Here is a 23065-nt window from a genome sequence, read left to right as displayed (position 1 = left end):
GAAACGCCTAGCGCCGCGAAGTGCGGGCTGCTTCGCGCGCCGAGACCGCCTTGTGCAGGTGCACCATCATGGCGGCGGCAAACAGCGGCGTCAAAAGGTTGAGCAGCGGCACGGCGAGGAAGGCGGCGATGACCAGGCCGGCGAGAAACACCGTGCCGGCGTATTTCTTGCGCAAGGCGCGAGCGTCGACCTCCGGACGAAAGCGCATGGCGGCGAATTCGAAGAACTCACGCCCGAGCAGGTAGCCATTGACGATGAAGAAGGCGGCGATGTTGATGCCCGGCACCAGCAGAAGCAGCAGGGCGACAAGGTTGCCCAGGATGACGACGCCGAAGAACCTGACAGCCAGCACCAGCGAGCGCAATGCCGGCATGGCGCGGCCGGGCGGGTCGCTGGGATAATCGGTGCGCTCGACCACTTCGGCGACATCGTCAAGGAACAGGCCGGCGACGATCGCCGTCACCGGCGCGATGAGCAGCGCCATCCCGAAGGCAAGAGCGATGGCGGCAATGATGCCGCCCAGCCATCCGGCCCAGGACGGCAGGCCAGGGACCATTGCCTCGAGCCATGGCAGGGCCAGCCATTCCACGAGGCTGGTCAGGCTGAACCAGAGTGCTGCCAGCGCCAGCAGGGTCAGCCCCAGCGTCTTCAGGAACACCGAGCGCAGTTCTGGCGAGAACAGCCGGCTGGCGGCGGCGCGGGCGGCATCGAAAATCACGGCGTTTCCAACCCTTGTCGAACGCAACGCCTCCGAGATAGGTGGAGAGCGGGCAAGCCGCAAGCGCAACCTGGAGCCTGTTCCATCCCGATGGAATCGGGATGGGGCTCTAGCTTCCTTGTTTGAGCATGATCTTTTCCGAAAACCGGTTCCCACTTTTCGGGATCATGCTCTAGCGCGCCAGCGCCGGCTTGTTGGCAGGGATGGTCATTGCCGCCACGCCGGCGACGACAAAGGCCATTCCCCACCATGCCGTCGGACCGAGGCTTTCGCCGAGAAATAGAGCGCCGATGCCGACGCCGATCGGCACTCTGAGATAGGCCTGCGACGTCGTGCCGACCGAGCCCAGCGTGTGGATGAGGCGGAAATAGATGCAGAAGGCCAGTGCGGTCGAAAAGACCGACAAGCCGACCAAGGCCAGGATCGACGCCGTCGAGGGCGCCAATGTCCATGGCCGGTCGAAGACGAGACTCAAGGGGACCAGCATGACGGCGCCGCAAAGCATGGAGCCGGCGGCCGGCAGCATCGGATCGAGCCCTTTGAAGCTGCGGCCGAAAATGGCAGCACCGGCATAGCAGATCGTCGCCGCGACGATGGCAAGCTGCGCCCACAATTGATGGCCAAGGCCGCCAAGCGCCTGGGTGCCGATGATCAGGCATATGCCGGCTATGCCGGCGCCGACGCCGAACAGTTTGCGCATGGTCACCGGCTCGTGGCGGGTGATGAGGGCGGTCAGCAGGAAGGTGAAGATCGGCGACGTGGCATTCAGGATCGTCGCCAGGCTCGCGTCCACCGAGCGCTCGGCCGCGGCGATCAGCGTGAACGGCACGACGCTGTTGAGGCAGGCCTGGAACGCAAAACGGCGCCAGCTTGCCGCATCGCCCGGCAAGGCCAGGCCGCGCCAGCGGATGATGGCGAGAAGAATGCCGCCCGCGATCAAGGTCCTGGCTGCGATCAGCGTTACCGGCGGGATCGTCTCGACGCCGATCTTGATGAAGCTGTAGGACGCCCCCCACAGCACCGCCAGCACGAGGAGCAGCGCCAGCTCGGTCTTCATATCGGTTTTTGCGGGCATGGCTGGTTGGCGCCTTCGGAAGTGATCGACATGCTTGTAGGCAACGCCGGGGTGAAATGCTTCTGCCACGGTCGAATTGTCGCTGCGCCTCGAAGCGTGGGCGACCCCGTATTTGTCGGCTAGGCAAAGCCGCGCCAAATCGCTAGACCCGCGCCGGGTCGGCGTGGCAGAAAGCCGGCAGGGTTATTGGCGGAGATATTGATGCCGGATTATGACGTTCTTTGCATCGGCAATGCCATTGTCGACATCATCGCCCAGTGCGACGAGGCGTTTCTCGAGACGAACGGCATCATCAAGGGCGCGATGAACCTGATCGACACCAGGCGCGCCGAACTGCTCTACAGCCGCATGGGTCCGGCGATCGAAGCCTCCGGCGGCAGCGCCGGCAACACGGCGGCCGGCGTCGCCAGCTTCGGCGGCCGCGCCGCCTTCTTCGGCAAGGTGTCGAACGACCCGCTCGGCGAGATCTATGCCCATGACATCCATGCGCAAGGCGTCGCCTTCGACACCAAGCCGCTTGAGGGCCAGCCGCCGACGGCCCGCTCGATGATCTTCGTTACCCCCGACGGCGAGCGTTCGATGAACACCTATCTCGGCGCCTGCGTCGAGCTCGGCCCGCAAGATGTCGAGGCCGACAAGGCATCCGGCGCAAAGGTCACCTATTTCGAGGGCTATCTGTGGGATCCGCCGCGCGCCAAGGAGGCGATCCGCCAGACCGCGCGGCTGGCGCACGCCGCCGGGCGCGAAGTGTCGATGACGCTCTCGGATTCGTTCTGCGTCGACCGCTACCGGGACGAGTTCCTCGAGCTGATGCGCTCGGGCACCGTCGACATCGTCTTTGCCAACAGCCACGAGATCAAGTCGCTCTACCAGACCAAATCCTTCGACGAGGCGCTGGAGGCTATTCGCAAGGACTGCAAGATCGCCGCCGTCACGCGCTCCGAAAAAGGTTCGGTGATCGTGCGCGGCGACGAGACCGTCACCATCCAGGCGACGACGATCCGCGAACTGGTCGACACCACCGGCGCCGGCGACCTCTATGCCGCCGGCTTCCTCTACGGCTACACCACGGGGCGCAGCCTGAAGGATTGCGGCGATCTCGGCTCGCTGGCCGCCGGACTGGTGATCCAGCAGCTCGGACCACGGCCGCGGCAGAATCTGCGCAGCGCGGCCCAACTGGCCGGACTGCTTTAGGTCCGGCTGCGTCACCCCTGATGAGCGTCAGACGACGCCATCTGTCGTGCGCCTGTCACACATCGCACCTACATGCAAACTGAGACGTCCCGCGACTGACATTTCGGGACGTCCACAGTCAGTTGGGGTGTTCGGTGCAAGACAGCAACCTGTCGGGTCGCTGTGTCTGCTGTTGTTGCCATTTCCGCTTCCTGTTGTAGCCATTTCAATTGGCCGCGGCTGGGGAAGAGAGCGCGTGGCCCGCAAGGCAGATACGTGACCAGATTTCAAAATCCGATGGATGGGATCTCGCAGGATGCCTTGGCAGGCCTGGTGGCGGAAGCGGTGCAACAGGCGCTGATCCGGCACGGCGTCGCTCTTGACACACAGACCCTGGTTTCAACCAGTGCCTTTGCCGGCAGCGTCGCCGCCAGCCTGCCTTTCCTGCCGCAAGCACAGCGGCGCGCGATCAGCTCCTATAAGGGTGAATGGAGAGCCCTGGCCTCTGAGTTCGTCCACACAATAGCAGCCGCACACCGCGACGCAGCGAATAGCCGGGATGAAAGCGCGACCTTGGCGTCGGCAATCGACAGCCGGAAACCCGCTTCGCAGCGCGAGCGAATCAACGATCTTCAATCGTTGCTGATCGAGGATTGGGCGGGCGAGGTCGCCGGCTCGACCTATCTGGAAGAGAATTTTCGCATAGCGCGCTCGACGCTGCATCGCTGGCAAAGGCGCAACGAAGTTATTGCCTTGCGCAAGGGCGGTCGCAAGCATGTCTTTCCGCTCGCCCAGTTCATCGACGGCAGGCCAGCTCCCGGGATAAGCGAAGTGCTTTCGCTGATCGCCAATCCAAGGCTTGCGTGGTCATGGCTGAACCGTCCTTCACCCGAGCTCGGCGGCCGCATCCCGATTGAAATGCTCAAGCAGGACATGGTGCAGGATGTTGTGAAGGCCGCGCGAGGATCCTCCCTGGCCTGATTTCAGGCATGGAATCAAGGTTTTGGACAGAACCGATCACTGGCGTATTAGCCAACTAATGTTTCATAATTCTGTAATATTGTTTGAGTCGCTTGATCGCGCATTTGGCATATAAATTTGTACAAAATGTGCCACTTGTCCCATCTTATTTCGATTTTCGTGGCATTTACGCAACAATACTTTTGGAAGAATCCATAAAACACTCTTTCGCCACGATCTGTGTTGAACGCTGCCGCCGCATCGGTCATGTCGAAGCCGAAGAAGCGGCGCGGTGCGCGTCTTTTTCGATGGTGGGGATGGGGCAGAAACGCTGCGAATGAGCAGGACGCCCGACCTGTTTTGACCCTTTGACTGACTGGAGATTCAGAAAATGAACATCAAGAGCCTTCTTCTCGGCTCCGCTGCGGCCCTGATCGCAGTTTCGGGTGCACGCGCCGCCGACGCGGTCGTCGTCGCCGAGCCGGAACCGGCCGAATACGTCAAGATTTGCGACGTCTACGGCGCCGGTTACTTCTACATCCCCGGCACCGAAACCTGCCTGCGCATCGGTGGCTACATCCGCTATGACGCCAGCTTTGGCGACGCCGGCCGCGTCCTGGACGGCGCAACGACGCATGACCGCATGGACGGCGACCAGCAGCAGACCTGGAACAAGAACGCCCGCTTCAATTTGAAGACGTGGACCGGCCAGGAAACCGAACTCGGCACCTTGAAGACCTATACCGAGACCCGTTTCAACTGGGGCAATAGCAACGTTACGGAAGGCGGCGTGGTGTTCAGCGAGGCCGGCAACAAGGCCGTCGACCTGCACTTCGCCTGGATCCAGCTTGGCGGCTTGCGCGTCGGTAAGGACGAAACCGTCTATGACTCGTTCATCGGCTACGCCGGCAACGTCGTCCAGGACACCATCATCCCCTATGGTCTCAAGGACACCGGCCTGATCAGCTACTACTTCGATGCCGGCGACGGCTTCTCGGCGGTGGCTTCGCTCGAAGAAGGTTCGGGCGCCGAGACCATCGACAGCTATGTTCCGCATATCGTCGGCGGCGTGAAGTACAAGGGCGACTGGGGCTCGATCACCGCGGTCGGCGCCTACAACAGCAACTGGGAAGAATGGGCCGGCAAGGTCCGCCTTGACGTCAAGGCGACCGCGGACCTGACGCTGTTCGTGATGGGCGGCTATGGCACCGATGACAACAAGGCAACGAACTTCTACAAGCCGTGGACCGGAAACTTCGCCGTCTGGGGCGGCGGCACCTACACGATCAACAAGAAGACCGCGCTCAACGCCCAAGTCTCGTACACCGATGCCAAGGACTTCGCCGTGGCGGCGAACATCGCCTACACCATCGTTCCTGGCTACACGATCACCGCCGAAGCCGACTACTACGACAATTTCGACAAGAGCAATTCCGACGCGATCGGCGGCATCCTCCGCTTCCAGCGCTCGTTCTAATAGCCTACCGATTGTACAGAGACGGCCCGCAGCACGTCGCTGCGGGCCGTTTCATTTCAGGGACGACAGTGGACCCGCTGCGGGATCAGGCGGTGCGGCGAAGGTCGTCGGAGGTCGGCCCGAGTTCCAACGCCTCGGCGGTGACCAGGCGGTTGCGGCCGCTTTTCTTGCCGATGTACATCAGCCGGTCGGCGAGCGTTATCAGCGCCTCCGAATCGGGCGCTTCCGACGGATAGATGGCGACGCCAACCGTGCAGCCGACATGGATGGCGCCAGTCGGCGTCGGAACCTTGATGCGCAGCTTCTCCAGGATGCGTTCGGCGACACGCACGGCTTTTTGACGGGCCTGGTCGGCCGCGCCCGAAAACAGGAAGGCGAACTCGTCGCCGCCAAGCCGCGCCACGAAATCGGCGCTGCGCAGGATCGTGCGAAGCTGGCCCGACACCTCCAGCAGGAGCGCGTCACCCGCCTCGTGGCCGAGCGTGTCGTTGACCTTCTTGAACCTGTCGAGATCGATGAACAGCAGGCCGGCTGCCTGGCCGGTACTGTCGCAGCGGTCGATCACCGACCTCAGTTCGTTGTGAAAGGCGCGGCGGTTGGGCAGGTCGGTCAATGCATCGTGGTTGGCCGAGTGGTCGCTATGCTGCTTGGCCAGCTCGATCTCGCGTTTTTGCACGGAGAGCTCTTCGTTGGCGGCCTTGAGTTCGAGCAGCAGTTCGGCATTGAGGTCCTCGACAACCTTGCGATCGCTGATGTCGACGACGAAACCCTCGAGGAATTCGAGTTCGCCGGCGTCATCCCAGACGCCGCCGCCGATCTCGCGGACCCAGAGCGGTTCGCCTGCCTGCGGCACGATGCGGTAGTCGACGTTCCAGTTGCAGCGCGCCGCAAGCGCGGTGTCGACAGCGGCATAGACAGCGGCGAGATCGTCCGGGTGGATCGCCGAGACGTAGTCGCGCACAGCGTTGTGAATGAAGTCGCTCGGCCGATAGCCGCTGACGGTGAAAATGCCGTCGCTGATGTAGAGCATGGTGTAGGAGGAATCGTTGCGGCAACGGTAGAGATAGCCGTCCATGCGGCCGGTGATGCTGAGCAGCGCATCCAGGCGCTCGTCGTGGACGACCCCCTGGCCGACCACTGAAACCGTGTCATGCTTCATGGCCGCACTCCCGTTTTGGCGGTCTGAGCGCGCCCGAATGCCGTAAGGGCATGGGCAAGAACGTCCCCTATAGCAGTCGAGTATTATCAATCCCTTATGGAAATTGGCGATTTGCGACCAATTCGGCTGGAATCGCGAGATTCCTGGGGTTGGGCGCTCCGGGGCGGCCGTTCGTCAGTCTGCCTTCCGTTATGGCTTCGGGCCTTGCCTCACTCGAAAAGCGTTCGCGGGCTCACCGTCGGCTTTTCGTCCGCAGCGCGGGCGTCAAGCCCCCGCGCTATACGCCGCGATGGCCGCCATGTTGACGATGTCTGAATCCTTGGCGTTGAGCGAGACGATCTGCACCGGTTTGTTGAGGCCGACCAGCAGCGGGCCGATGACGGTCGAGCCGCCGAGTTCCTGCAGCATCTTGGTCGAGATCGAGGCCGAGTGGAAGGCCGGCATGATCAGCACATTGGCCGGGCCGGTCAGGCGGATGAAGGGATATTGCGCCATGGCGCGGGCGTTGAGCGCGACGTCGGCGGCCATTTCGCCATCATACTCGAAATCGACGCGGCGCTTGTCGAGGATGCGCACCGCTTCCTGGACGCGCTCGGAGCGTTCGCCCTGAGGATGGCCGAAGGTGGAATAGGCGAGCATGGCCAGCCTCGGCTCGTAGCCCATGCGGCGGGCAAAGCCGGCGGCTTCCTCGGCAATGTCGGCGATCTGCTCGGCATTGGGCATATCATGCACGGCAGTGTCGGCAACGAGCACAGTGCGGCCGCGCGCGAGCACGATCGAGACACCGATGACACAATGGCCCGGCCTCGCGTCGATGACGCGGCGGATGTCCTCGAGCGCGGTGGAATAGTTGCGGGTGACGCCGGTGACGATGCCGTCGGCATCGCCCAGCGCCACCATGCAGGCGGCGAAGTGGTTGCGGTCGTTGTTGATCAGGCGCTGGCAATCGCGGAACAGAAAACCTTTGCGCTGCATGCGCTCGTAGAGATAGTCGGTGTAGATGCCGTTGCGGCGCGACAGCCTCGCATTGATGATCTCGATGCCTTGCTTGTCGAGTTCTATGCCGGCGTTCCGGGCGTTTTCCTTGATGACATCGTCGCGGCCGAGCAGGATGGCGGTGCCGAGCCGCTGATTCACATAGGAGACGGCGGCGCGCATGACCTGCTCCTCCTCGCCCTCGGCGAAGACGATGCGCTTGGGCTGGCGACGCACGCGGTCGTAGATGCGCTGCAAGGTCGAGGCGATCGGATCGCGACGAGCGGACAGCTCCTGCTGGTAGCGGTCGAGATCGAGGATCGGCTTGCGGGCGACGCCGCTTTCCATCGCAGCCTTTGCCACCGCGATCGGGATGGCCGAGATCAAGCGCGGATCGAACGGCACCGGAATGATGTAGTTGGGGCCGAATTTCGGCCGGTTGCCCTGATAGGCGGCGGCGACATCGTCGGGCACGTCCTTGCGCGCCAGTTCGGCGAGCGCACGGGCGGCGGCGATCTTCATGTCGTCATTGATGGTGGTGGCGCGTACATCCAGCGCGCCGCGGAAGATATAGGGGAAACCGAGCACGTTGTTGACCTGATTGGGGTAATCAGAACGCCCGGTGGCCATGATGGCGTCGGTGCGGATCTCGGCCACTTCCTCGGGCGTGATTTCCGGATCGGGGTTGGCCATGGCGAAGATGATCGGGTTCTTGGCCATCGACTGCACCATGGCGGTGGTCAGCGCGCCCTTGGCGGAGAGGCCGAGGAAGACATCGGCGCCATCGAGCGCCTCGGCCAGCGAGCGCGTGTCGGTCTTGACCGCATGCGCCGACTTCCACTGGTTCATGCCCTCGGTGCGGCCTTGGTAGACCACGCCCTTGGTGTCGCACAGGATGATGTTGTCGGGGGCAAAGCCCATCGCCTTCATCAGCTCGATGCAGGCGATGCCGGCGGCGCCGGCGCCGTTGCAGACCATTTTGGTGGTCTTCATGTCGCGGCCGGTGATTTCCAGCGCGTTGATCAGGCCGGCGGCCGAGATGATGGCGGTGCCGTGCTGGTCGTCGTGGAAGACCGGGATGTCCATCAGCTCGCGCAGCCGCTGCTCGATGATGAAGCACTCCGGCGCCTTGATGTCCTCGAGGTTGATGCCGCCGAAGGACGGGCCGAGAAAGCGCACGCAGTTGATGAACTCGTCGGCATCCTCGGTGTCGACTTCCAGATCAATGGAATCGACATCGGCAAAGCGCTTGAACAGCACCGCCTTGCCTTCCATCACCGGCTTGGAAGCCAGCGCGCCGAGATTGCCGAGGCCGAGAATGGCGGTGCCATTGGAAATGACGGCGACCATATTGCCGCGCGTCGTATAGTCGAAGGCGCGGCTGGGGTCCTCGGCGATGGCCAGGACAGGAACCGCGACACCCGGCGAATAGGCGAGGCTCAAATCGCGCTGCGTTGCCATCGGCTTGGTGGCGACGACCTCCAGCTTGCCGGGGCGGCCCATGGAGTGGAACTCCAGCGCTTCCTGCGCGCTGACGGAGGGACCGTTGTTTTCGGTTTTCCTGGCCATGATGCTTTTGATTTCCTCGCCCATGCGGCACCCTTGAGACGGGCGCGTGTTTTTTAAAGTTCCCTAAGGCTACACGCCGCCGCTGTAAACCGACAAGCGATCTCGTGCATCCCTGAGAATTTATCCGGTCAGGGCCGGCCGGACCCGCTGGCGAGCGCGGCAAAGTCCCGCGCCTGGTCGCGCACCGGTCCCCATCGCATCAGGCCCTGCGTGCCGGAAAACGGCCAAGTCTCGATTGGTGGGGCGCTGCTGCCTTTGCGTCGCAGAAGCGCAGACAGATAGGCCATGAGTTCGATGCGCTGGGCGCGAACCTTCTCGAGCGTCCTGCCGCGTACTTCCTCGCGTGGTATGGCGCGGTCGCGCAAAGTCTCGACGGCACGGCGGATGGCCGCCGGTTCCGGGTCGGCGATGATGCAATAATCCGGATCGAAATAAACATCGCGGCCGCCGAGGCTCGGTGTGCTGACGATCGGCAGCCCGGCCATCAGATACTCCATCGAGGAATACATCGCGCCTTCGCTTGCCGACAGGCAGAGCCCGACCGCGGCCTGGTTGTAGGCGCGGTTGACCTCGCTGGCTGTCAATCTTCCGGGCATGCCATCGACGATCGGATTGACGATGCGGTGAAGCGGCGACTGTGCCTGCAGACGCCGGATGAAGGCCCGGGCGGCGGCGGGAGGCAGTTCGCCGATCGAATAGGTGACGTGCGCCAGTCGTTCGATTTCGAATGCAAGATGGTGACGCTTTGTCGGCGAGATGCGGCCATTGTAGACGGCGTCGAATTCGACCGGCACATCCGGCAGCGGTCGAAAGACGTTCTCCGATATCATCAGATTGTGATTGGAGAAAATGGCATTGCCGCCGACCGCGCTGATCAGACGGCGCTCTTCCTCGGTGTTGCATAGGAAGATGATCTCATGCAGGGGAAAGTGCCTGGCATACCAGTCGAGGTCGCGGCCCATCCGGGTGACGACATCAGGCCTTTCGAACGTCCAGCTCGGCATCATCAGGAACGTGACCTGGCGTGACGCCAGGCGCCGGCCAATCGCCGCCAGCGGATAGAGAGGGCGAGGACCGCCGACCGGCATGTACAGCACCAGCGGATCGCGATTGAAGACATGGGCCGCAATCTCGATGCCGCCATCGAGATCGGACAGCGGGCCGCGCGCCGGGAGGATGAAGGGCAACCGCTTGCGCGCCGCAACCCTCAGTTTGTTCCTGGTTCGATCGGCGCGTCGTGCCGCCAAAAGCAACAGACGCGTGATCGTCGACTCGACGGGACCAACCATCTCATCGAACGTCTCCTGCTTGTCCTGGTCCACCCACGATTCCCCATAATCTCGCCCTAGAGATCATAGGGCCTGGCCCTCGCCCGGCGCAACCTGAGTGACCTTTGGCAGCTGAGATTCGTTGCGAGCCCTCGGAACCGCCGTCGTCCCCTGTTTTCCACAGCCGCCGGCATTAAACCGTCCGGCCACATCTGCTAGCGTGCGGCCATGGATATGATCCCTTCCGACAACGATACCGCTACGCCCTTGACGCCGACGCCGGTCGCCGCACCGGGTGCTACGCCGATGATCGAACAGTTCATCGAGATCAAGGCGGCGAACCCGGATTCGCTGCTGTTCTACCGCATGGGCGATTTCTACGAGCTGTTCTTCGACGATGCCGAGAAGGCGAGCCGGGCGCTGGGCATCGTCTTGACCAAGCGCGGCAAGCACCAGGGCCTCGACATTCCGATGTGCGGCGTGCCGGTGCATGCCGCCGACGACTATCTGCAGAAGCTGATCGGCCAGGGTTTTCGCGTCGCCGTCTGCGAGCAGATCGAGGATCCGGCCGAGGCGAAAAAACGCGGCGGCAAATCGGTGGTGCGCCGCGACGTGGTGCGGCTGGTGACACCCGGCACCATCACCGAGGACAAATTGCTGGCGCCATCGGAATCGAGCTTCCTGATGGCGCTGGGGCGGGTCAAGGGCGGGGCAGAGCCAAGAGGCGGGGAGCGCGGCAGCGCGACAGGGAACCAAGGAAGTTTTGCGTTGGCCTGGATCGAGATATCGACGGGGGCTTTTCGTGTTGCCGAGACGACGGCCGACCGGCTGCTGGCCGATGTGTTCCGCGTCGACCCACGCGAGCTGATCGTCGCCGAACCGGTGTTTTACGACCCGGAGCTGAAGCCGGTGTTCGACGTGCTTGGCCGCGTTGCCAACCCGCAGCCGCCGTCTCTGTTCGATTCGGCGTCTGCCGCGGGGCGCATCGCCCGCTTCTTCGAGGTGGCGACGCCGGACAGCTTTGGCGCCTTTTCGCGCGCCGAGCTGTCGGCGATCTCCGGCGCCATCGCCTATGTCGAGAAGACGCAGAAGGCCGAGCGGCCGCCGCTGTCGCGGCCGGAGCGCGAGGAGCAAGGGTCGACGCTGTTCATCGACCCGGCGACGCGCGCCAATCTGGAACTCTTACGCACGCTGTCCGGCAGCCGCGACGGCTCGTTGTTCAAGGCGATCGACCGCACGGTGACGGGTGGCGGCGCGCGGTTGCTGGCCGACCGGCTGATGGCGCCACTGACCGACCCCACACACATTACGGCGCGGCTCGACTCGGTGTCGTTCTTCCGCTCGGAAACGCGCCTCTGCCAGGCGGTGCGGGCGAGCCTGAAGAGTGTCGCCGACATGCCGCGTGCTTTGTCCAGGCTGGCGCTCAACCGCGGCGGACCGCGCGACCTCGGCGCGCTGCGCGCCGGCTTCGAGGCGGCCGGCGCCATTGCCAACCTGTTTGGAGAGACCGCCCTGCCCGGCGAATTGGCAGCAGCGCTGGCGACGATCAAGACACTGCCGAGCGCGCTGGCCGCGCATCTGACGCAGGCGCTCGGCGACGAATTGCCGTTGCTGAAGCGCGATGGCGGCTTCGTCCGTGCCGGCTACCACGCCGAGCTCGACGAGATGCGGGCGCTGCGCGATGAATCGCGCAAGGTGATCGCCGGGCTGGAGCGCTCGCTGATCGAGGAGACCGGCATCCGCTCGCTGAAAATCCGGCACAACAATGTGCTGGGCTACTATATCGAGGTTACCGCCAACCATCACGCGATCATGACCAGCAGTGATGGGGCCAAGGCGCGCTTCATCCACCGCCAGACCATGGCCAACGCCATGCGCTTCACCACCACCGATCTGGCGGCGCTGGAATCGAAGATCGCCAATGCCGCCGACCGGGCGCTGAGCGTCGAGCTAGCCGCTTTCGACACGCTGACGGCGGAAGCGGTCGGCCAGGCCGATGCTATCCGCGCCGGAGCCGAGGCGCTTGCCGTGCTCGACGTGTCGGCGGCACTCGCGCTGCTTTCCGAGAGCGAGGCCTGGTGCCGACCGATTGTCGACGCCAGCCTTGCCTTCGACATCTCCGGCGGACGCCACCCGGTGGTCGAGCAGTCGCTGCGGCGTTCAGGCGACGGGCCATTCGTCGCCAATGATTGCGACCTGTCGCCGGAAGGCGGCACGAAAAACGGCGCGATCTGGCTGCTGACCGGCCCCAATATGGGCGGTAAGTCGACCTTCCTGCGGCAGAACGCGCTGATCGCCATCCTTGCCCAGACCGGCTCGTTCGTGCCGGCGACATCGGCTCATATCGGCGTCGTCGACCGGCTGTTTTCGCGTGTCGGCGCCTCGGACGATCTGGCGCGCGGCCGCTCGACCTTCATGGTCGAGATGGTCGAGACGGCGGCGATCCTCAACCAGGCCGGCGAACGGGCGCTGGTCATCCTCGACGAAATCGGCCGCGGCACTGCAACCTTCGACGGCCTGTCGATCGCCTGGGCGGCGGTCGAATATCTGCACGAAAAGAACCGCTGCCGGGCGATCTTCGCCACCCATTTCCACGAGATGACGGCGCTGGCCGGAAAGCTGGCGCGGCTGCACAACGTCACCATGCGGGTCAAGGAATGGGAAGGCGACGTCGTCTTCCTGCACGAGGTCGGCAAGGGTGCCGCCGACCGCTCCTACGGCGTACAGGTGGCGCGGCTGGCCGGCCTGCCGGAAGCGGTGGTCGGTCGGGCCAAGGAAGTGCTGCACCAGCTGGAAGCAGGCGAAGTTTCAGGCAAGGCGAACCGGCTGGTCGACGATTTGCCGCTGTTTTCGGTGGCGGCGAGGCGGGAGGCGCCGAAGCCGGTGAAGAACGATGCGCTGGGTGCGGCGCTCGACGACATCAACCCCGACGAGATGACGCCGCGCGAGGCGCTGGAAGTGCTTTACCGGCTGAAGGGGCTGGCAGGGAAGCCATAGCTTCATTGACCCTCTTGACTTGATTGTACCGATCAGTACAATGCTCGCCATCACTTCTATCGATGGGAGAACGCCATGAGTCGTCCGCCGCTGCCGCCCTTTACAGCCGAGACGGCGGCGCAAAAAGCGCGCATGGCCGAAGATGCCTGGAACAGTCGCGACCCGGAGCGGGTGTCGCTCGCCTATACCGACGACAGCGTCTGGCGCAACCGGGCCGAATTCGTTGCCGGGCGGCCGGAGATCGTCGATTTCCTGACGCGCAAATGGGCACGCGAGCTCGACTACCGCCTGATCAAGGAGGTCTGGGCCTTTACCGACAACCGCATTGCCGTGCGCTTCGCCTATGAGTGGCGCGACGACAGCGGTCACTGGTTCCGCTCCTACGGCAATGAGAACTGGGAGTTCGATGCAGCCGGATTGATGCGCCGGCGCGTCGCCAGCATCAACGACCTGCCGATCACTGAGGCCGAGCGCAAGTATCACTGGCCGCTCGGCCGCCGGCCGGACGACCATCCGGGCCTGTCCGAACTCGGACTGTAAGGATGCGCCGGATCGCGCCCGATCGCGACAGCCTGCTGGCCATTTTGGCCGAGGTGTTTCGCGAGCATGGCTATGAGGGCGCCAGCCTGTCGCTGATCGGCGAAGCGACGAGGCTCGGCAAGGGCAGCCTTTATCATTTCTTTCCCGGCGGGAAGGAAGAGATGGCGGCAGCCGTCATCGCCCATATCGATGGCTGGTTCGAGGAGAATGTCTTCGTGCCGCTGCAGGACAGGGCCGACCCGCAAGCCGGCATCGAGCGCATGCTGGAGGCGACCGACAACTATTTCCGCTCCGGTCGTCGTGTGTGCCTGATCGGCGCCTTCGCGCTGGACGACGCGCGCGACCTTTTTGCCAAGGCGATAAAAAGCTATTTCGGCCGCTGGGTCGCGCGTCTGACTGAGGCGCTGCAGCGCCTCGGCCATAGCCAGCCGCAAGCGGCCGACCTCGCTGAAGAGACTGTCGCCGCCATCCAGGGCGCGCTCACGCTGGCACGCGCCTTCGACGACACAGCGGTGTTTTCGCGTGCGCTGCAACGGGCGCGGGCGGCGCTCAAGGCTCGCTAGATCATCTCCAGCCCGCGCTTGCGGGTCGGCGGCGGGAAAGCGCGATCGAGGTCGGCGAGGTCTTCGCCGGTGAGCTTGATGTCGAGCGCGGCGACATTCTGGCGGACATGCTCCTGGCGGCTGGCCTTCGGAATGGCGATGACGCCGGGCTGCGCCATCACCCAGGCAAGCGCGATCTGCGCCGGCGTGGCGTTGTGGCGGGCGGCAATAGCCTCCAGCTTGGCATTGCGCGCCAGGGCGCCCTGCTCGACCGGCGAATAGGCCATCAGCGGAATGCCGCGCTGCCGGCTCCACGGTGCGAGGTCGAATTCGGGGCCGCGCCGCGACAGATTGTAGAGCACCTGATTGGTCTGGACATTACCGCCCGAGGGCAGCCCGGTCAGTTCGTCCATCTCGTCGGTGTCGAAATTGCTGACGCCCCAGTGGCGGATCTTGCCAGCTTTCTTCAGCGCCTCAAACGCCTCGACCGTTTCCGCCAGCGGCACGCTGCCCGGCCAATGCAGGAGGTAGAGATCGATGCGGTCGGTGCGCATGCGCCTGAGGCTTTTCTCGCAAGCCGCCGGCACGCCGCTGCGCGAGGCATTGGACGGCAGCACCTTGGAGACGAGAAAGAGTTCGTCACGGCGTCCGGCAATGGCTTCCGCCACCACCTCCTCGGCGCCGCCGCTGGCATACATTTCGGCGGTGTCGATCAGCGTCATGCCGAGGTCGAGTCCGAGCTTCAGGGCGTTGACCTCATCGGCACGGCGACGGGCATCCTCGCCCATCTTCCATGTGCCTTGGCCAAGCACCTGAACGGCTTCGCCTGAAGGCAGCGTGGTGGTTCTTATCGTTGAGGACATTGCATGCTCCAGTCGAGGCCGGAGACCATCATAGCCAGCGGGAGAAATCCGGAAAGCATCTTCACCGGATTCTCCATCACCGTGGCAGATGTCTTACTTCACCGGGTGAGCGGCGAGCCAAGTCTGCATCTGCTTGATCTCGGCTTCCTGCGCGGCGATGACGCCTTCGGCCAGCTTGCGGATTTCCGGATCCTTGCCGTTGGCAAGCTCGACCTTGGCCATGTCGATCGCACCCTGATGATGCGGGATCATGCCCCTGACAAAATCGACATCGGCATTGCCGGAATATTCGATCATCATGTCGGTGTGCATCTTGTCCATCGCAGCCTTGTAGCCATCGGTCGAAGGACCTTCCGCGCCCATCGCCATACCGGCCATGTCATGTTTTACCTCCTCCGATTGCGCCGGGATGCTTTCGAGGAAAACGGCAAGCAGCATTCCCGCCGCCATCAGCAAAAGCACGATCTTTTTAGCCAAGGTCATTCATGGTCTCCTGTTGATTGGGTTTTCGTATTTGGGGGTTGAGTTCAGAGTTTCAACGTCCTGAGCCGCAATGCGTTGGCGATGACCGAGACCGAGGACAGGCTCATCGCCGCCGCGGCCAGCATCGGCGACAGCAACGTTCCGGTCAGCGGATAGAGCACGCCGGCAGCCACCGGTACACCCAACACATTGTAAAGGAAGGCGAAAAACAGGTTCTGGCGGATGTTGCGGATCGTCGCCTGGGCAAGCCGGCGGGCGCGGACGATGCCGTTCAGGTCGCCCTTGACCAGCGTGATCCCGGCGCTTTCGACCGCGACATCGGCGCCGGTGCCCATGGCGATGCCGACATCGGCGGCGGCAAGTGCGGGCGCATCGTTGACACCGTCGCCGGCCATGGCAACGCCGGCGCCTTTGGCGCGCAGTTCCTCGACGAGGGCTGCCTTCTGTTCCGGAAGCAGACCGGCGCGCACCTCGTCGATGCCGAGCTTGCTCGCAATGGCTCTCGCCGTGCGCTCATTGTCGCCGGTCGCCATGATGATCCTCAGCCCACTGTCATGCAGCGCCTTGATCGCCTCGGCCGTCGTTGCCTTGACCGGGTCGGCGACGGCAACGATGCCGGCCAGTTTGTTCTCCACGGCAACAAACATCGCGGTCTTGCCTTCGGCCTGCAGCGCTTCGGCCTTGGCTGACACCGACCCGATGTCGATGCCGAGATCGGCCATCATTGCCGCGTTGCCGAGCGCGACCAGCTTGCCCGACACCGTGCCGGAAACGCCCTTGCCGGTGACCGCCTCGAAACCGCCGGCATCGGCGATCTTCAGGCCGCGTTCGCCGGCGCCCTCGACGATCGCCTCTGCCAGCGGATGCTCGGAGCCTTTTTCCAGTGCTGCGGCGAGTGCCAGCAATTCATCTTCCACCATGCCTTCGACAGCGACGACATCGGTCAATCGCGGTCGGCCTTCGGTCAGTGTGCCGGTCTTGTCGACGATCAGCGTGTTGACGGAGGCAAAGCGCTCGAGCGCCGCCGCTTCCTTGATCAGCACGCCGGCATGCGCCCCGCGCCCGGTGGCGGTCATGATCGACATCGGCGTCGCCAGACCCAGCGCGCACGGGCAGGCGATGATCAGCACCGACACCGCCGAGACGATGGCGAAGATCAGGCTGGGCTCGGGGCCGAGAAACGCCCAGGCGGTGAAAGCGACGAGCGCGACCAGCACGACGACGGGAACGAAGTAGAAGGAGACGCGGTCGGCCAGCCCCTGGATCGGCGCCCGCGACCGCTGCGCCTTGGCGACCAGTTCGACAATGCGGGCCAGCGTCGTCTCGGCGCCAACCTTCTCGGCGCGCATGATCAGCGAACCGTATTTGTTGAGCGTGCCGCCGGTCAACGCGTCGCCTTGGGTCTTTTCGACCGGCAGCGGCTCGCCTGTGATCATCGATTCGTCGATGGCAGAGCGGCCCTCCAGCACGATGCCGTCGACCGGAACGGCGTCGCCAGGGCGGATGCGCAGCCGGTCACCCGCCTTGACCGCGTCGAGCGGCACGTCATTTTCGGCACCGTCCGCGCCTATCAGCCGCGCCGTCTTCGGCGCCAGATCGAGCAGCGCGCGGATCGCCGAACCGGTTTGCTCGCGAGCCCGCAGCTCCAGCACCTGGCCAAGGAACACCAGCGCCACGATGACGGCGGCCGCCTCGAAATAGACCGGGACAGTGCCGTCATGACCGCGGAACTGGTGCGGAAAAATGTCCGGAAACAGCGTGGCGACGAGGCTGTAGAGATAGGCCGCGCCGACGCCGAGCGAGATCAACGTCCACATGTTGGGACTGCGGTTGACGACCGAGTCCCAGCCGCGATGGAAGAAGGGTAGCGCCGCCCACAGCACCACCGGGCTCGCCAACGCCAGCTCCAGCCAGACCATCGATCGTTCATCGATAAAGCTTGCGAAGGTTAGGCCGAACATCGGCGCCATGGCGACGATCAGCAAAGGCACCGACAGGATGGCACTGACCCAGAGACGCCGGGTGAAGTCGACAAGCTCCGGGTTTGGACCCTCGTCGCCGGTCGGCACTCCCATCGGCTCCAGCGCCATGCCGCAGATCGGGCAGGATCCGGGCTTGTCGCGGATGATTTCGGGATGCATTGGGCAGGTGTATTGCGTGCCTTTCGGCATCGCCTTCGGTTCTGGCCGGTCGCCAAGATATTTTGCCGGCTCCGCCTCGAACTTCGCCTTGCAGCCGGCCGAGCAGAAATAGAAATCCTGGCTCTCATGCCGCAAAGAATGCTTGGCCGTGGCAGGGTCGACGCTCATGCCGCAGACCGGATCGCGAGCCACAGTGGCCGCGACAGGTGCAGCATGCTTTGCCGAGCAGCAGCCGGCAGCGGCGTGCGCGTGATGGTCATGGTCGGAATGCGCCATTGAAAAAATGCCTTTGTGTCTCGATGCTGGTGCAGAGGTAGTGCTTCCAGTAACTGGAAGGTCAAGGGCTGATTTTCGACTTTTCTTGTGGCGGCGGTTGTCGGACTGCCGTAGACAACACGTCCGTCCGCCCCATACCCAGCACCGCGAAAACGCGCTATAGACGCCGCCGAAAAGGCAAGGCCAACCCGCGCATATGGCAAAAATCTCTCTGAAGCTCGATGAACTGATCGACGGCGAAGCCTTGCGCCGCGAGATGACCGCGCTGACTGCGGCGACCGCAGGCGACGGCTCCGGGCAGGTGGTGCGCAGCGGCGTGCTTCAGCTTCTCAAGGGCCGGCTCGCCGATGGCCGCAAAACAGCCGAGGCCATGCTGCGGGATGACGGCAGCGGCAATGCCTGCGCCGCCAGGCTGTCGCATGTCATGGACGAGATCATCCGCGCGCTCTACGATTTTGCCGCGACCCATGTCTATCGGGTGAAAAACCCCTCGACGGCCGAACGCATGGCCGTCGTCGCCGTCGGCGGCTATGGCCGCGGCACGCTGGCGCCGGGATCCGACATCGATCTTCTGTTCCTGCTGCCCTACAAGCAGACGCCGTGGGGCGAGCAGACCGTCGAATACATGCTCTACATGCTGTGGGACCTCGGGCTGAAAGTCGGCCACGCCACCCGCAATATCGACGAATGCGTCAGGCTGTCGCGCACCGACATCACCATCCGCACCTCGATCCTGGAAGCACGCTTCCTGTGGGGCGAGCAAAAGCTCTATGACGAGCTTCTGCTGCGCTTCGACCACGAGGTGGTGCGCACGACCGGGCCTGAATATGTGCAGGCCAAGCTGGCCGAGCGCGACGAGCGCCACGCGAAGGCCGGCGAAAGCCGCTACCTCGTCGAACCCAACGTCAAGGACGGCAAGGGCGGCCTGCGCGACCTGCAGACGCTGTTCTGGATCGGGAAATATTTCTACCGGGTGCGCACCGGCGAGGAGCTGGTCGACAAGGGCGTCTTCACGGAAGGCGAATACCGGGAGTTCCAGAAGGCCGAGGATTTCCTGTGGGCGGTGCGCTGCCACATGCATTTCCTCACCGGCAAGCCTGAGGAGAGGCTGCATTTCGACATCCAGCGTGAGATCGCCGAACGGCTGGGCTACACCACCCATCCCGGCCTGTCGGCGGTCGAACGCTTCATGAAGCACTACTTCCTCGTCGCCAAGGATGTCGGCGACCTGACCCGCATCTTCTGCGCCGCGCTCGAGGAGGAGCAGGCCAAGCATGTGCCGGGCTTCAACCGTATCTTCCTGACTTTCTCCAGGCGCAAGCGCAAGCTGGCCGGCACCTCCGATTTCATCGTCGACAATCACCGCATCAACATTGCCGACGACACGGTGTTCGAGCGCGACCCGGTCAATCTGCTCAGGCTGTTCTGGTTTGCCGACAAGCACGGGCTGGAATTCCACCCCGACGCGCTGAAGCTGCTGACCCGTTCGCTCGGCCTGGTCAACAAGTCGCTGCGGCGCGACGAGGAGGCCAACCGGCTGTTCCTCGACATCTTGACCTCGGACCGCAACGCCGAGCTCAACCTGCGGCGCATGAACGAGGCCGGATTGCTGGGCAGGTTGATCCCGGATTTCGGCAAGATCGTCGCCATGATGCAGTTCTCGATGTACCACCACTACACGGTGGACGAGCACCTGATCCGCTGCATCGGCGTGTTGGCCGAGATCGAGCGCGGCGACGGCGAAAAAATCCATCCGCTTTCCCACACGCTGATGCCGGGGCTGAAGAAGAGCCGCGAGGCGCTCTATGTCGCGGTGCTGCTGCACGACATCGCCAAGGGACGGCTGGAGGACCATTCCGAAGCCGGCGCCCGCATCGCGCGGCGCATCTGCCCGCATATGGGACTGTCGCCGGCCGACACCGAAACCGTCGCCTGGTTGGTCGAGAACCACCTCGTCATGTCGATGACGGCGCAGACCCGCGATCTCAACGACCGCAAGACGATCGAGGATTTTGCCGCGATCGTGCAGTCGGTCGAACGGCTGAAGCTGCTGCTCATCCTCACCGTCTGCGACATCAGAGGCGTCGGGCCGGGCGTCTGGAACGGCTGGAAAGGCCAGTTGCTGCGCACGCTCTACTACGAAACCGAACTGCTGTTGACCGGCGGGTTTTCGGAAGTGTCGCGCGCGACGCGCACGGCGGCTGCCCGCGAGCGACTGGCCGAGGCGCTGTCCGCTTGGCCGGAAAAGGCTCGCAAGCGCTATGTCGGCCAGCATTACGAGAACTATTTGCTGACGGTCGATCTCCCCGACCAGCTTCGCCATGCCGAATTCATTCGCGAGGCGGATGTGGCCGGCAAGAAGCTCGCCACCATGGTCAAGACCCACCAGTTCGAGGGGGTGACCGAGATCACCGTGCTGGCGCAGGACCATCCGCGCCTGCTCTCGGTCATCGCCGGTGCCTGTGCGGGAGCCGGCGGCAACATCGTCGATGCGCAGATCTTCACCACCTCCGATGGCCGGGCGCTGGACACCATCCTGATCTCGCGGGAGTTCGACCGCGACGAGGATGAGCGCCGCCGCGCCGAGCGCGTCGGTAAGCTGATCGAGGACGTGCTGTCGGGCAAGAGCTGGCTGCCGGAGATGATCGAGAAGCGCACCAAGCCGCGGCGCGGCGCCAAGGTGTTCAAAATTCCGCCGCGCGCCGAAATCCGCAACACGCTGTCGAACCGGTTCTCGGTGATCGAGGTCGAGGGGCTGGACCGGCCGGGCCTGCTCTCCGAGATCACCGGCGCGCTGTCCGATCTGTCGCTCGACATCGCCTCGGCCCACATCACCACGTTTGGCGAAAAGGTCATCGACACTTTCTATGTCACCGACCTGACCGGCCAGAAGATCGACAGCCCCGCCCGCATTGCGGCCATCCACAACCGGCTGATCGCGGCGCTTGAAGGCATCGCGCCCGAGCGCGGCGGCAAGGCCAAGGCGGCCGCCGAGTGATCGTCACCATCACTTTGTCCCAATCCCTCGAGCTATTCGCCGTTTCACGGAAACGGCGAATAGCTCTAACTCTTCGTTTTAACGCAATTCCGGGCGGAATACCGTTTCACACTTTTCCTGGAATTGCTCTAAGGCAGTCTACACACGCATGAGCCTTGTCAGAAAATTCGCGACGGTCGCTTCCGGCACGCTGATGAGCCGTGCGCTCGGTTTTGGCCGCGAGATGCTGATGGCCGCCGCACTCGGCACCGGGCCGATCGCCGACGCCTTCAACGCTGCCTTCCAGTTTCCCAATACCTTTCGCCGGCTGTTCGCAGAAGGCGCCTTCAACGCCGCCTTCGTGCCTTTGTTTGCCAAGGAGATCGAAACCCACGGCACCGAGGGCGCCAAGCGCTTTTCGGAAGAAGTGTTCGGCGTGCTGTTTACCGCGCTGCTGGCGCTGACCATCGCCATGGAACTGGCGATGCCGTTGATCGTGCGCTATTTGGTGGCGCCCGGCTTTGCCGACACGCCGGGAAAATTCGAGATGACGGTCACGCTCGCGACCATCATGTTCCCCTACCTGATCTGCATGTCGCTCGGCGCCATGATGGCCGGCATGCTGAACTCGCTGCGCCGCTATTTTGCCGCAGCGGTGGCGCCGGTGTTCCTCAACGTCATCCTGATCGGCGTGCTCGGCTATTCCTGGTACAAGGGGCTGGATGCGCGCGCGGTCGGCTTCGGCCTGTCCTGGGGCGTGCTGGCGGCGGGGCTGGTGCAATTGGCGATAGTCTGGGTGGCGGTGCGCCATGCCGGCATATCGATCGGCTTTCGCCGGCCGAAGATGACGCCCAGCGTCAAGCGGCTGTTGATCCTGGCGCTGCCGGCGGCGATCACCGGCGGCATCACCCAGATCAACCAGCTGATCGGTACCGCCATCGCTTCGGCGCAGGACAGCGCGGTCTCCTCGTTGGCCTATGCCGACCGCATCTACCAGCTGCCGCTCGGCGTCGTCGGCGTCGCTGTCGCCATCGTGCTGTTGCCGGAACTGTCGCGGGCACTGAAATCGGGCAATCTGATCGAGGCAGCCAATCTGCAGAACCGCTCGGTCGAATTCACGCTGTTCCTGACCTTGCCGGCGGCCGCCGCACTTTGGGTGATGTCCGAGCCGATCGTGCGGCTGGTCTATGAGCGCGGCGCGTTTGCCGCCAACCACTCGACGCCGATCGTGGCGGCCATCCTGGCGATCTTCGGCCTCGGCCTGCCGGCCTTCGTGCTGATCAAGGCGTTCACCCCCGGCTATTTCGCCCGCGAGGACACCCGCACGCCGATGATCTTCGCCGCCATCTCGGTGGCGGTGAACGTCACCACGGCGCTGACGCTGTTTCCGTCGATGGGCGCGCCGGGCATCGCGGTGGCTTCGGCAGTCGCCGGCTGGGTCAACGCGATGATGCTGCTTGCCGTGCTGATCCGGCGCGGCCATTGGGGCCGCGACGTGCCGCTGTTGAAGCGCATTCCGCGGCTGGTGCTGTCGGCGGCGGTGATGGGGGCGGCGCTCTATTTTGCCGAGCACTGGTTCGCCATCAGGCTCGGCCCCGGCTCGCCGCTGGTGATCAAGGCCGTGACGCTGCTGTCGCTGGTTGCCGGTGGTGCAGCACTCTATTTCATCACAGCTTTCGCCACCGGCGGCGCCGATTTCGGCATGATCCGGCGCAATGCCATGCGGGGCGCCGCGAAGGCGCCCCCCTCCGCCGCAAAATCCGATCCGGACGAATAGTTCCTGCAACCTCACGGCGACGGCGGTCTTGATCCTCTCCGCGCTCTCGTCCATAAGCGCGCCGTCGAAAGACTTTCGCCGCGCGCGAAACGGCC

At 64.0% G+C, this 23065-nt stretch carries 16 protein-coding genes; 8 read left to right on the top strand and 8 right to left on the bottom strand.

Going from position 1 to position 23065, the window contains the following annotated elements:
• Positions 1-7: 7 nt before the first annotated feature.
• Both AC1D0N_RS03195 and AC1D0N_RS03190 read right to left on the bottom strand, forming a co-directional pair.
• A complete protein-coding gene (locus AC1D0N_RS03195) occupies positions 8-718 on the bottom strand; it encodes a sulfate transporter family protein (RefSeq protein ID WP_477241301.1) in 711 nt (236 codons plus the stop codon).
• A 172-nt stretch (positions 719-890) separates the two neighbouring features.
• A complete protein-coding gene (locus AC1D0N_RS03190; RefSeq protein WP_477241299.1) occupies positions 891-1793 on the bottom strand; it encodes a DMT family transporter in 903 nt (300 codons plus the stop codon).
• 201 nt (positions 1794-1994) lie between these two features.
• On the opposite strand from AC1D0N_RS03190, the gene AC1D0N_RS03185 reads away from it, so the two are divergent.
• From AC1D0N_RS03185 to AC1D0N_RS03175, 3 genes are all read left to right on the top strand, one after another.
• A complete protein-coding gene (locus AC1D0N_RS03185; protein WP_477241297.1) occupies positions 1995-2987 on the top strand; it encodes an adenosine kinase in 993 nt (330 codons plus the stop codon).
• Positions 2988-3242: 255 nt separating this feature from the next.
• Entirely contained in the window at positions 3243-3947 is a 705-nt protein-coding gene (locus AC1D0N_RS03180; RefSeq protein WP_477241295.1) for an antitoxin Xre/MbcA/ParS-like domain-containing protein, read from the top strand.
• Between the two features lie 370 nt (positions 3948-4317).
• A complete protein-coding gene (locus tag AC1D0N_RS03175) occupies positions 4318-5403 on the top strand; it encodes a porin (RefSeq protein WP_477241293.1) in 1086 nt (361 codons plus the stop codon).
• A gap of 85 nt (positions 5404-5488) precedes the next feature.
• Here AC1D0N_RS03175 and AC1D0N_RS03170 read toward each other — a convergent pair whose 3' ends face one another.
• The 3 genes from AC1D0N_RS03170 to AC1D0N_RS03160 all read right to left on the bottom strand — a co-directional run bounded on the left by AC1D0N_RS03170 (position 5489) and on the right by AC1D0N_RS03160 (position 10428).
• On the bottom strand, positions 5489-6562 hold the full coding sequence (locus AC1D0N_RS03170) for a diguanylate cyclase domain-containing protein (protein ID WP_477241291.1): 1074 nt from the start codon (positions 6560-6562) through the stop codon (positions 5489-5491).
• 264 nt (positions 6563-6826) lie between these two features.
• The gene (locus AC1D0N_RS03165; protein ID WP_477241289.1) at positions 6827-9106 is read right to left on the bottom strand and encodes an NADP-dependent malic enzyme; all 2280 of its coding nucleotides are present in this window, start codon (positions 9104-9106) and stop codon (positions 6827-6829) included.
• Positions 9107-9234: 128 nt separating this feature from the next.
• Entirely contained in the window at positions 9235-10428 is a 1194-nt protein-coding gene (locus AC1D0N_RS03160; protein ID WP_477241287.1) for a glycosyltransferase family protein, read from the bottom strand.
• Positions 10429-10602: 174 nt separating this feature from the next.
• On the opposite strand from AC1D0N_RS03160, the gene mutS reads away from it, so the two are divergent.
• The 3 genes from mutS (at position 10603) to AC1D0N_RS03145 (ending at position 14474) form a co-directional block, all read left to right on the top strand.
• Positions 10603-13371 carry a DNA mismatch repair protein MutS gene (gene mutS, locus AC1D0N_RS03155; protein ID WP_477241285.1) on the top strand — a complete coding sequence of 923 codons (2769 nt, stop codon included), beginning with the start codon at positions 10603-10605 and terminating at the stop codon, positions 13369-13371.
• 75 nt (positions 13372-13446) lie between these two features.
• Positions 13447-13911, top strand: coding sequence for a nuclear transport factor 2 family protein (locus AC1D0N_RS03150; RefSeq protein WP_477241283.1), 465 nt, complete (start codon positions 13447-13449; stop codon positions 13909-13911).
• A gap of 2 nt (positions 13912-13913) precedes the next feature.
• Positions 13914-14474, top strand: coding sequence for a TetR/AcrR family transcriptional regulator (locus AC1D0N_RS03145; RefSeq protein ID WP_477241281.1), 561 nt, complete (start codon positions 13914-13916; stop codon positions 14472-14474).
• Here AC1D0N_RS03145 and AC1D0N_RS03140 read toward each other — a convergent pair.
• The 3 genes from AC1D0N_RS03140 to AC1D0N_RS03130 all read right to left on the bottom strand — a co-directional run bounded on the left by AC1D0N_RS03140 (position 14471) and on the right by AC1D0N_RS03130 (position 18216).
• Positions 14471-15316, bottom strand: a complete 846-nt coding sequence (locus AC1D0N_RS03140; RefSeq protein WP_477241279.1) for an aldo/keto reductase — start codon at positions 15314-15316, stop codon at positions 14471-14473. The two genes, AC1D0N_RS03145 and AC1D0N_RS03140, sit on opposite strands and share 4 nt — an antisense overlap.
• 93 nt (positions 15317-15409) lie before the next feature.
• Positions 15410-15799: a CopM family metallochaperone gene (gene copM / locus AC1D0N_RS03135; protein WP_477241277.1), complete on the bottom strand. Its 390-nt coding sequence runs from the start codon at positions 15797-15799 to the stop codon at positions 15410-15412.
• 44 nt (positions 15800-15843) lie between these two features.
• Entirely contained in the window at positions 15844-18216 is a 2373-nt protein-coding gene (locus AC1D0N_RS03130) for a heavy metal translocating P-type ATPase (RefSeq protein WP_477241275.1), read from the bottom strand.
• A 196-nt stretch (positions 18217-18412) separates the two neighbouring features.
• Between AC1D0N_RS03130 and AC1D0N_RS03125 the strand changes: the two genes are divergently transcribed.
• Both AC1D0N_RS03125 and murJ read left to right on the top strand, forming a co-directional pair.
• Positions 18413-21214 (top strand): [protein-PII] uridylyltransferase, encoded by a 2802-nt coding sequence (locus AC1D0N_RS03125; protein ID WP_477241273.1) that lies wholly within the window; start codon positions 18413-18415, stop codon positions 21212-21214.
• A 148-nt stretch (positions 21215-21362) separates the two neighbouring features.
• Complete coding sequence (murJ, locus tag AC1D0N_RS03120; protein WP_477241271.1) at positions 21363-22970, top strand: murein biosynthesis integral membrane protein MurJ; 1608 nt, start codon at positions 21363-21365, stop codon at positions 22968-22970.
• Positions 22971-23065: the final 95 nt, after the last annotated feature.

Source organism: Mesorhizobium sp. P2_E10, assembly GCF_056404235.1.
Note: the sequence above shows the minus strand (reverse complement) of the source record. Positions and strands in the feature narration are given on the sequence as shown.

Bases quoted from the DNA above. Each gene is read 5' to 3' on its own strand.
- AC1D0N_RS03130 (WP_477241275.1), bottom strand. From the start codon at position 18,216: ATGGCGCATTCCGACCATGACCATCACGCGCACGCCGCTGCCGGCTGC.
- copM (WP_477241277.1), bottom strand. From the start codon at position 15,799: ATGACCTTGGCTAAAAAGATCGTGCTTTTGCTGATGGCGGCGGGAATG.
- AC1D0N_RS03185 (WP_477241297.1), top strand. From the start codon at position 1,995: ATGCCGGATTATGACGTTCTTTGCATCGGCAATGCCATTGTCGACATC.
- AC1D0N_RS03165 (WP_477241289.1), bottom strand. From the start codon at position 9,106: ATGGCCAGGAAAACCGAAAACAACGGTCCCTCCGTCAGCGCGCAGGAA.
- AC1D0N_RS03170 (WP_477241291.1), bottom strand. From the start codon at position 6,562: ATGAAGCATGACACGGTTTCAGTGGTCGGCCAGGGGGTCGTCCACGAC.
- AC1D0N_RS03190 (WP_477241299.1), bottom strand. From the start codon at position 1,793: ATGCCCGCAAAAACCGATATGAAGACCGAGCTGGCGCTGCTCCTCGTG.
- AC1D0N_RS03175 (WP_477241293.1), top strand. From the start codon at position 4,318: ATGAACATCAAGAGCCTTCTTCTCGGCTCCGCTGCGGCCCTGATCGCA.
- AC1D0N_RS03145 (WP_477241281.1), top strand. From the start codon at position 13,914: ATGCGCCGGATCGCGCCCGATCGCGACAGCCTGCTGGCCATTTTGGCC.
- AC1D0N_RS03150 (WP_477241283.1), top strand. From the start codon at position 13,447: ATGAGTCGTCCGCCGCTGCCGCCCTTTACAGCCGAGACGGCGGCGCAA.
- murJ (WP_477241271.1), top strand. From the start codon at position 21,363: ATGAGCCTTGTCAGAAAATTCGCGACGGTCGCTTCCGGCACGCTGATG.
- AC1D0N_RS03140 (WP_477241279.1), bottom strand. From the start codon at position 15,316: ATGTCCTCAACGATAAGAACCACCACGCTGCCTTCAGGCGAAGCCGTT.
- AC1D0N_RS03125 (WP_477241273.1), top strand. From the start codon at position 18,413: ATGGCAAAAATCTCTCTGAAGCTCGATGAACTGATCGACGGCGAAGCC.
- mutS (WP_477241285.1), top strand. From the start codon at position 10,603: ATGGATATGATCCCTTCCGACAACGATACCGCTACGCCCTTGACGCCG.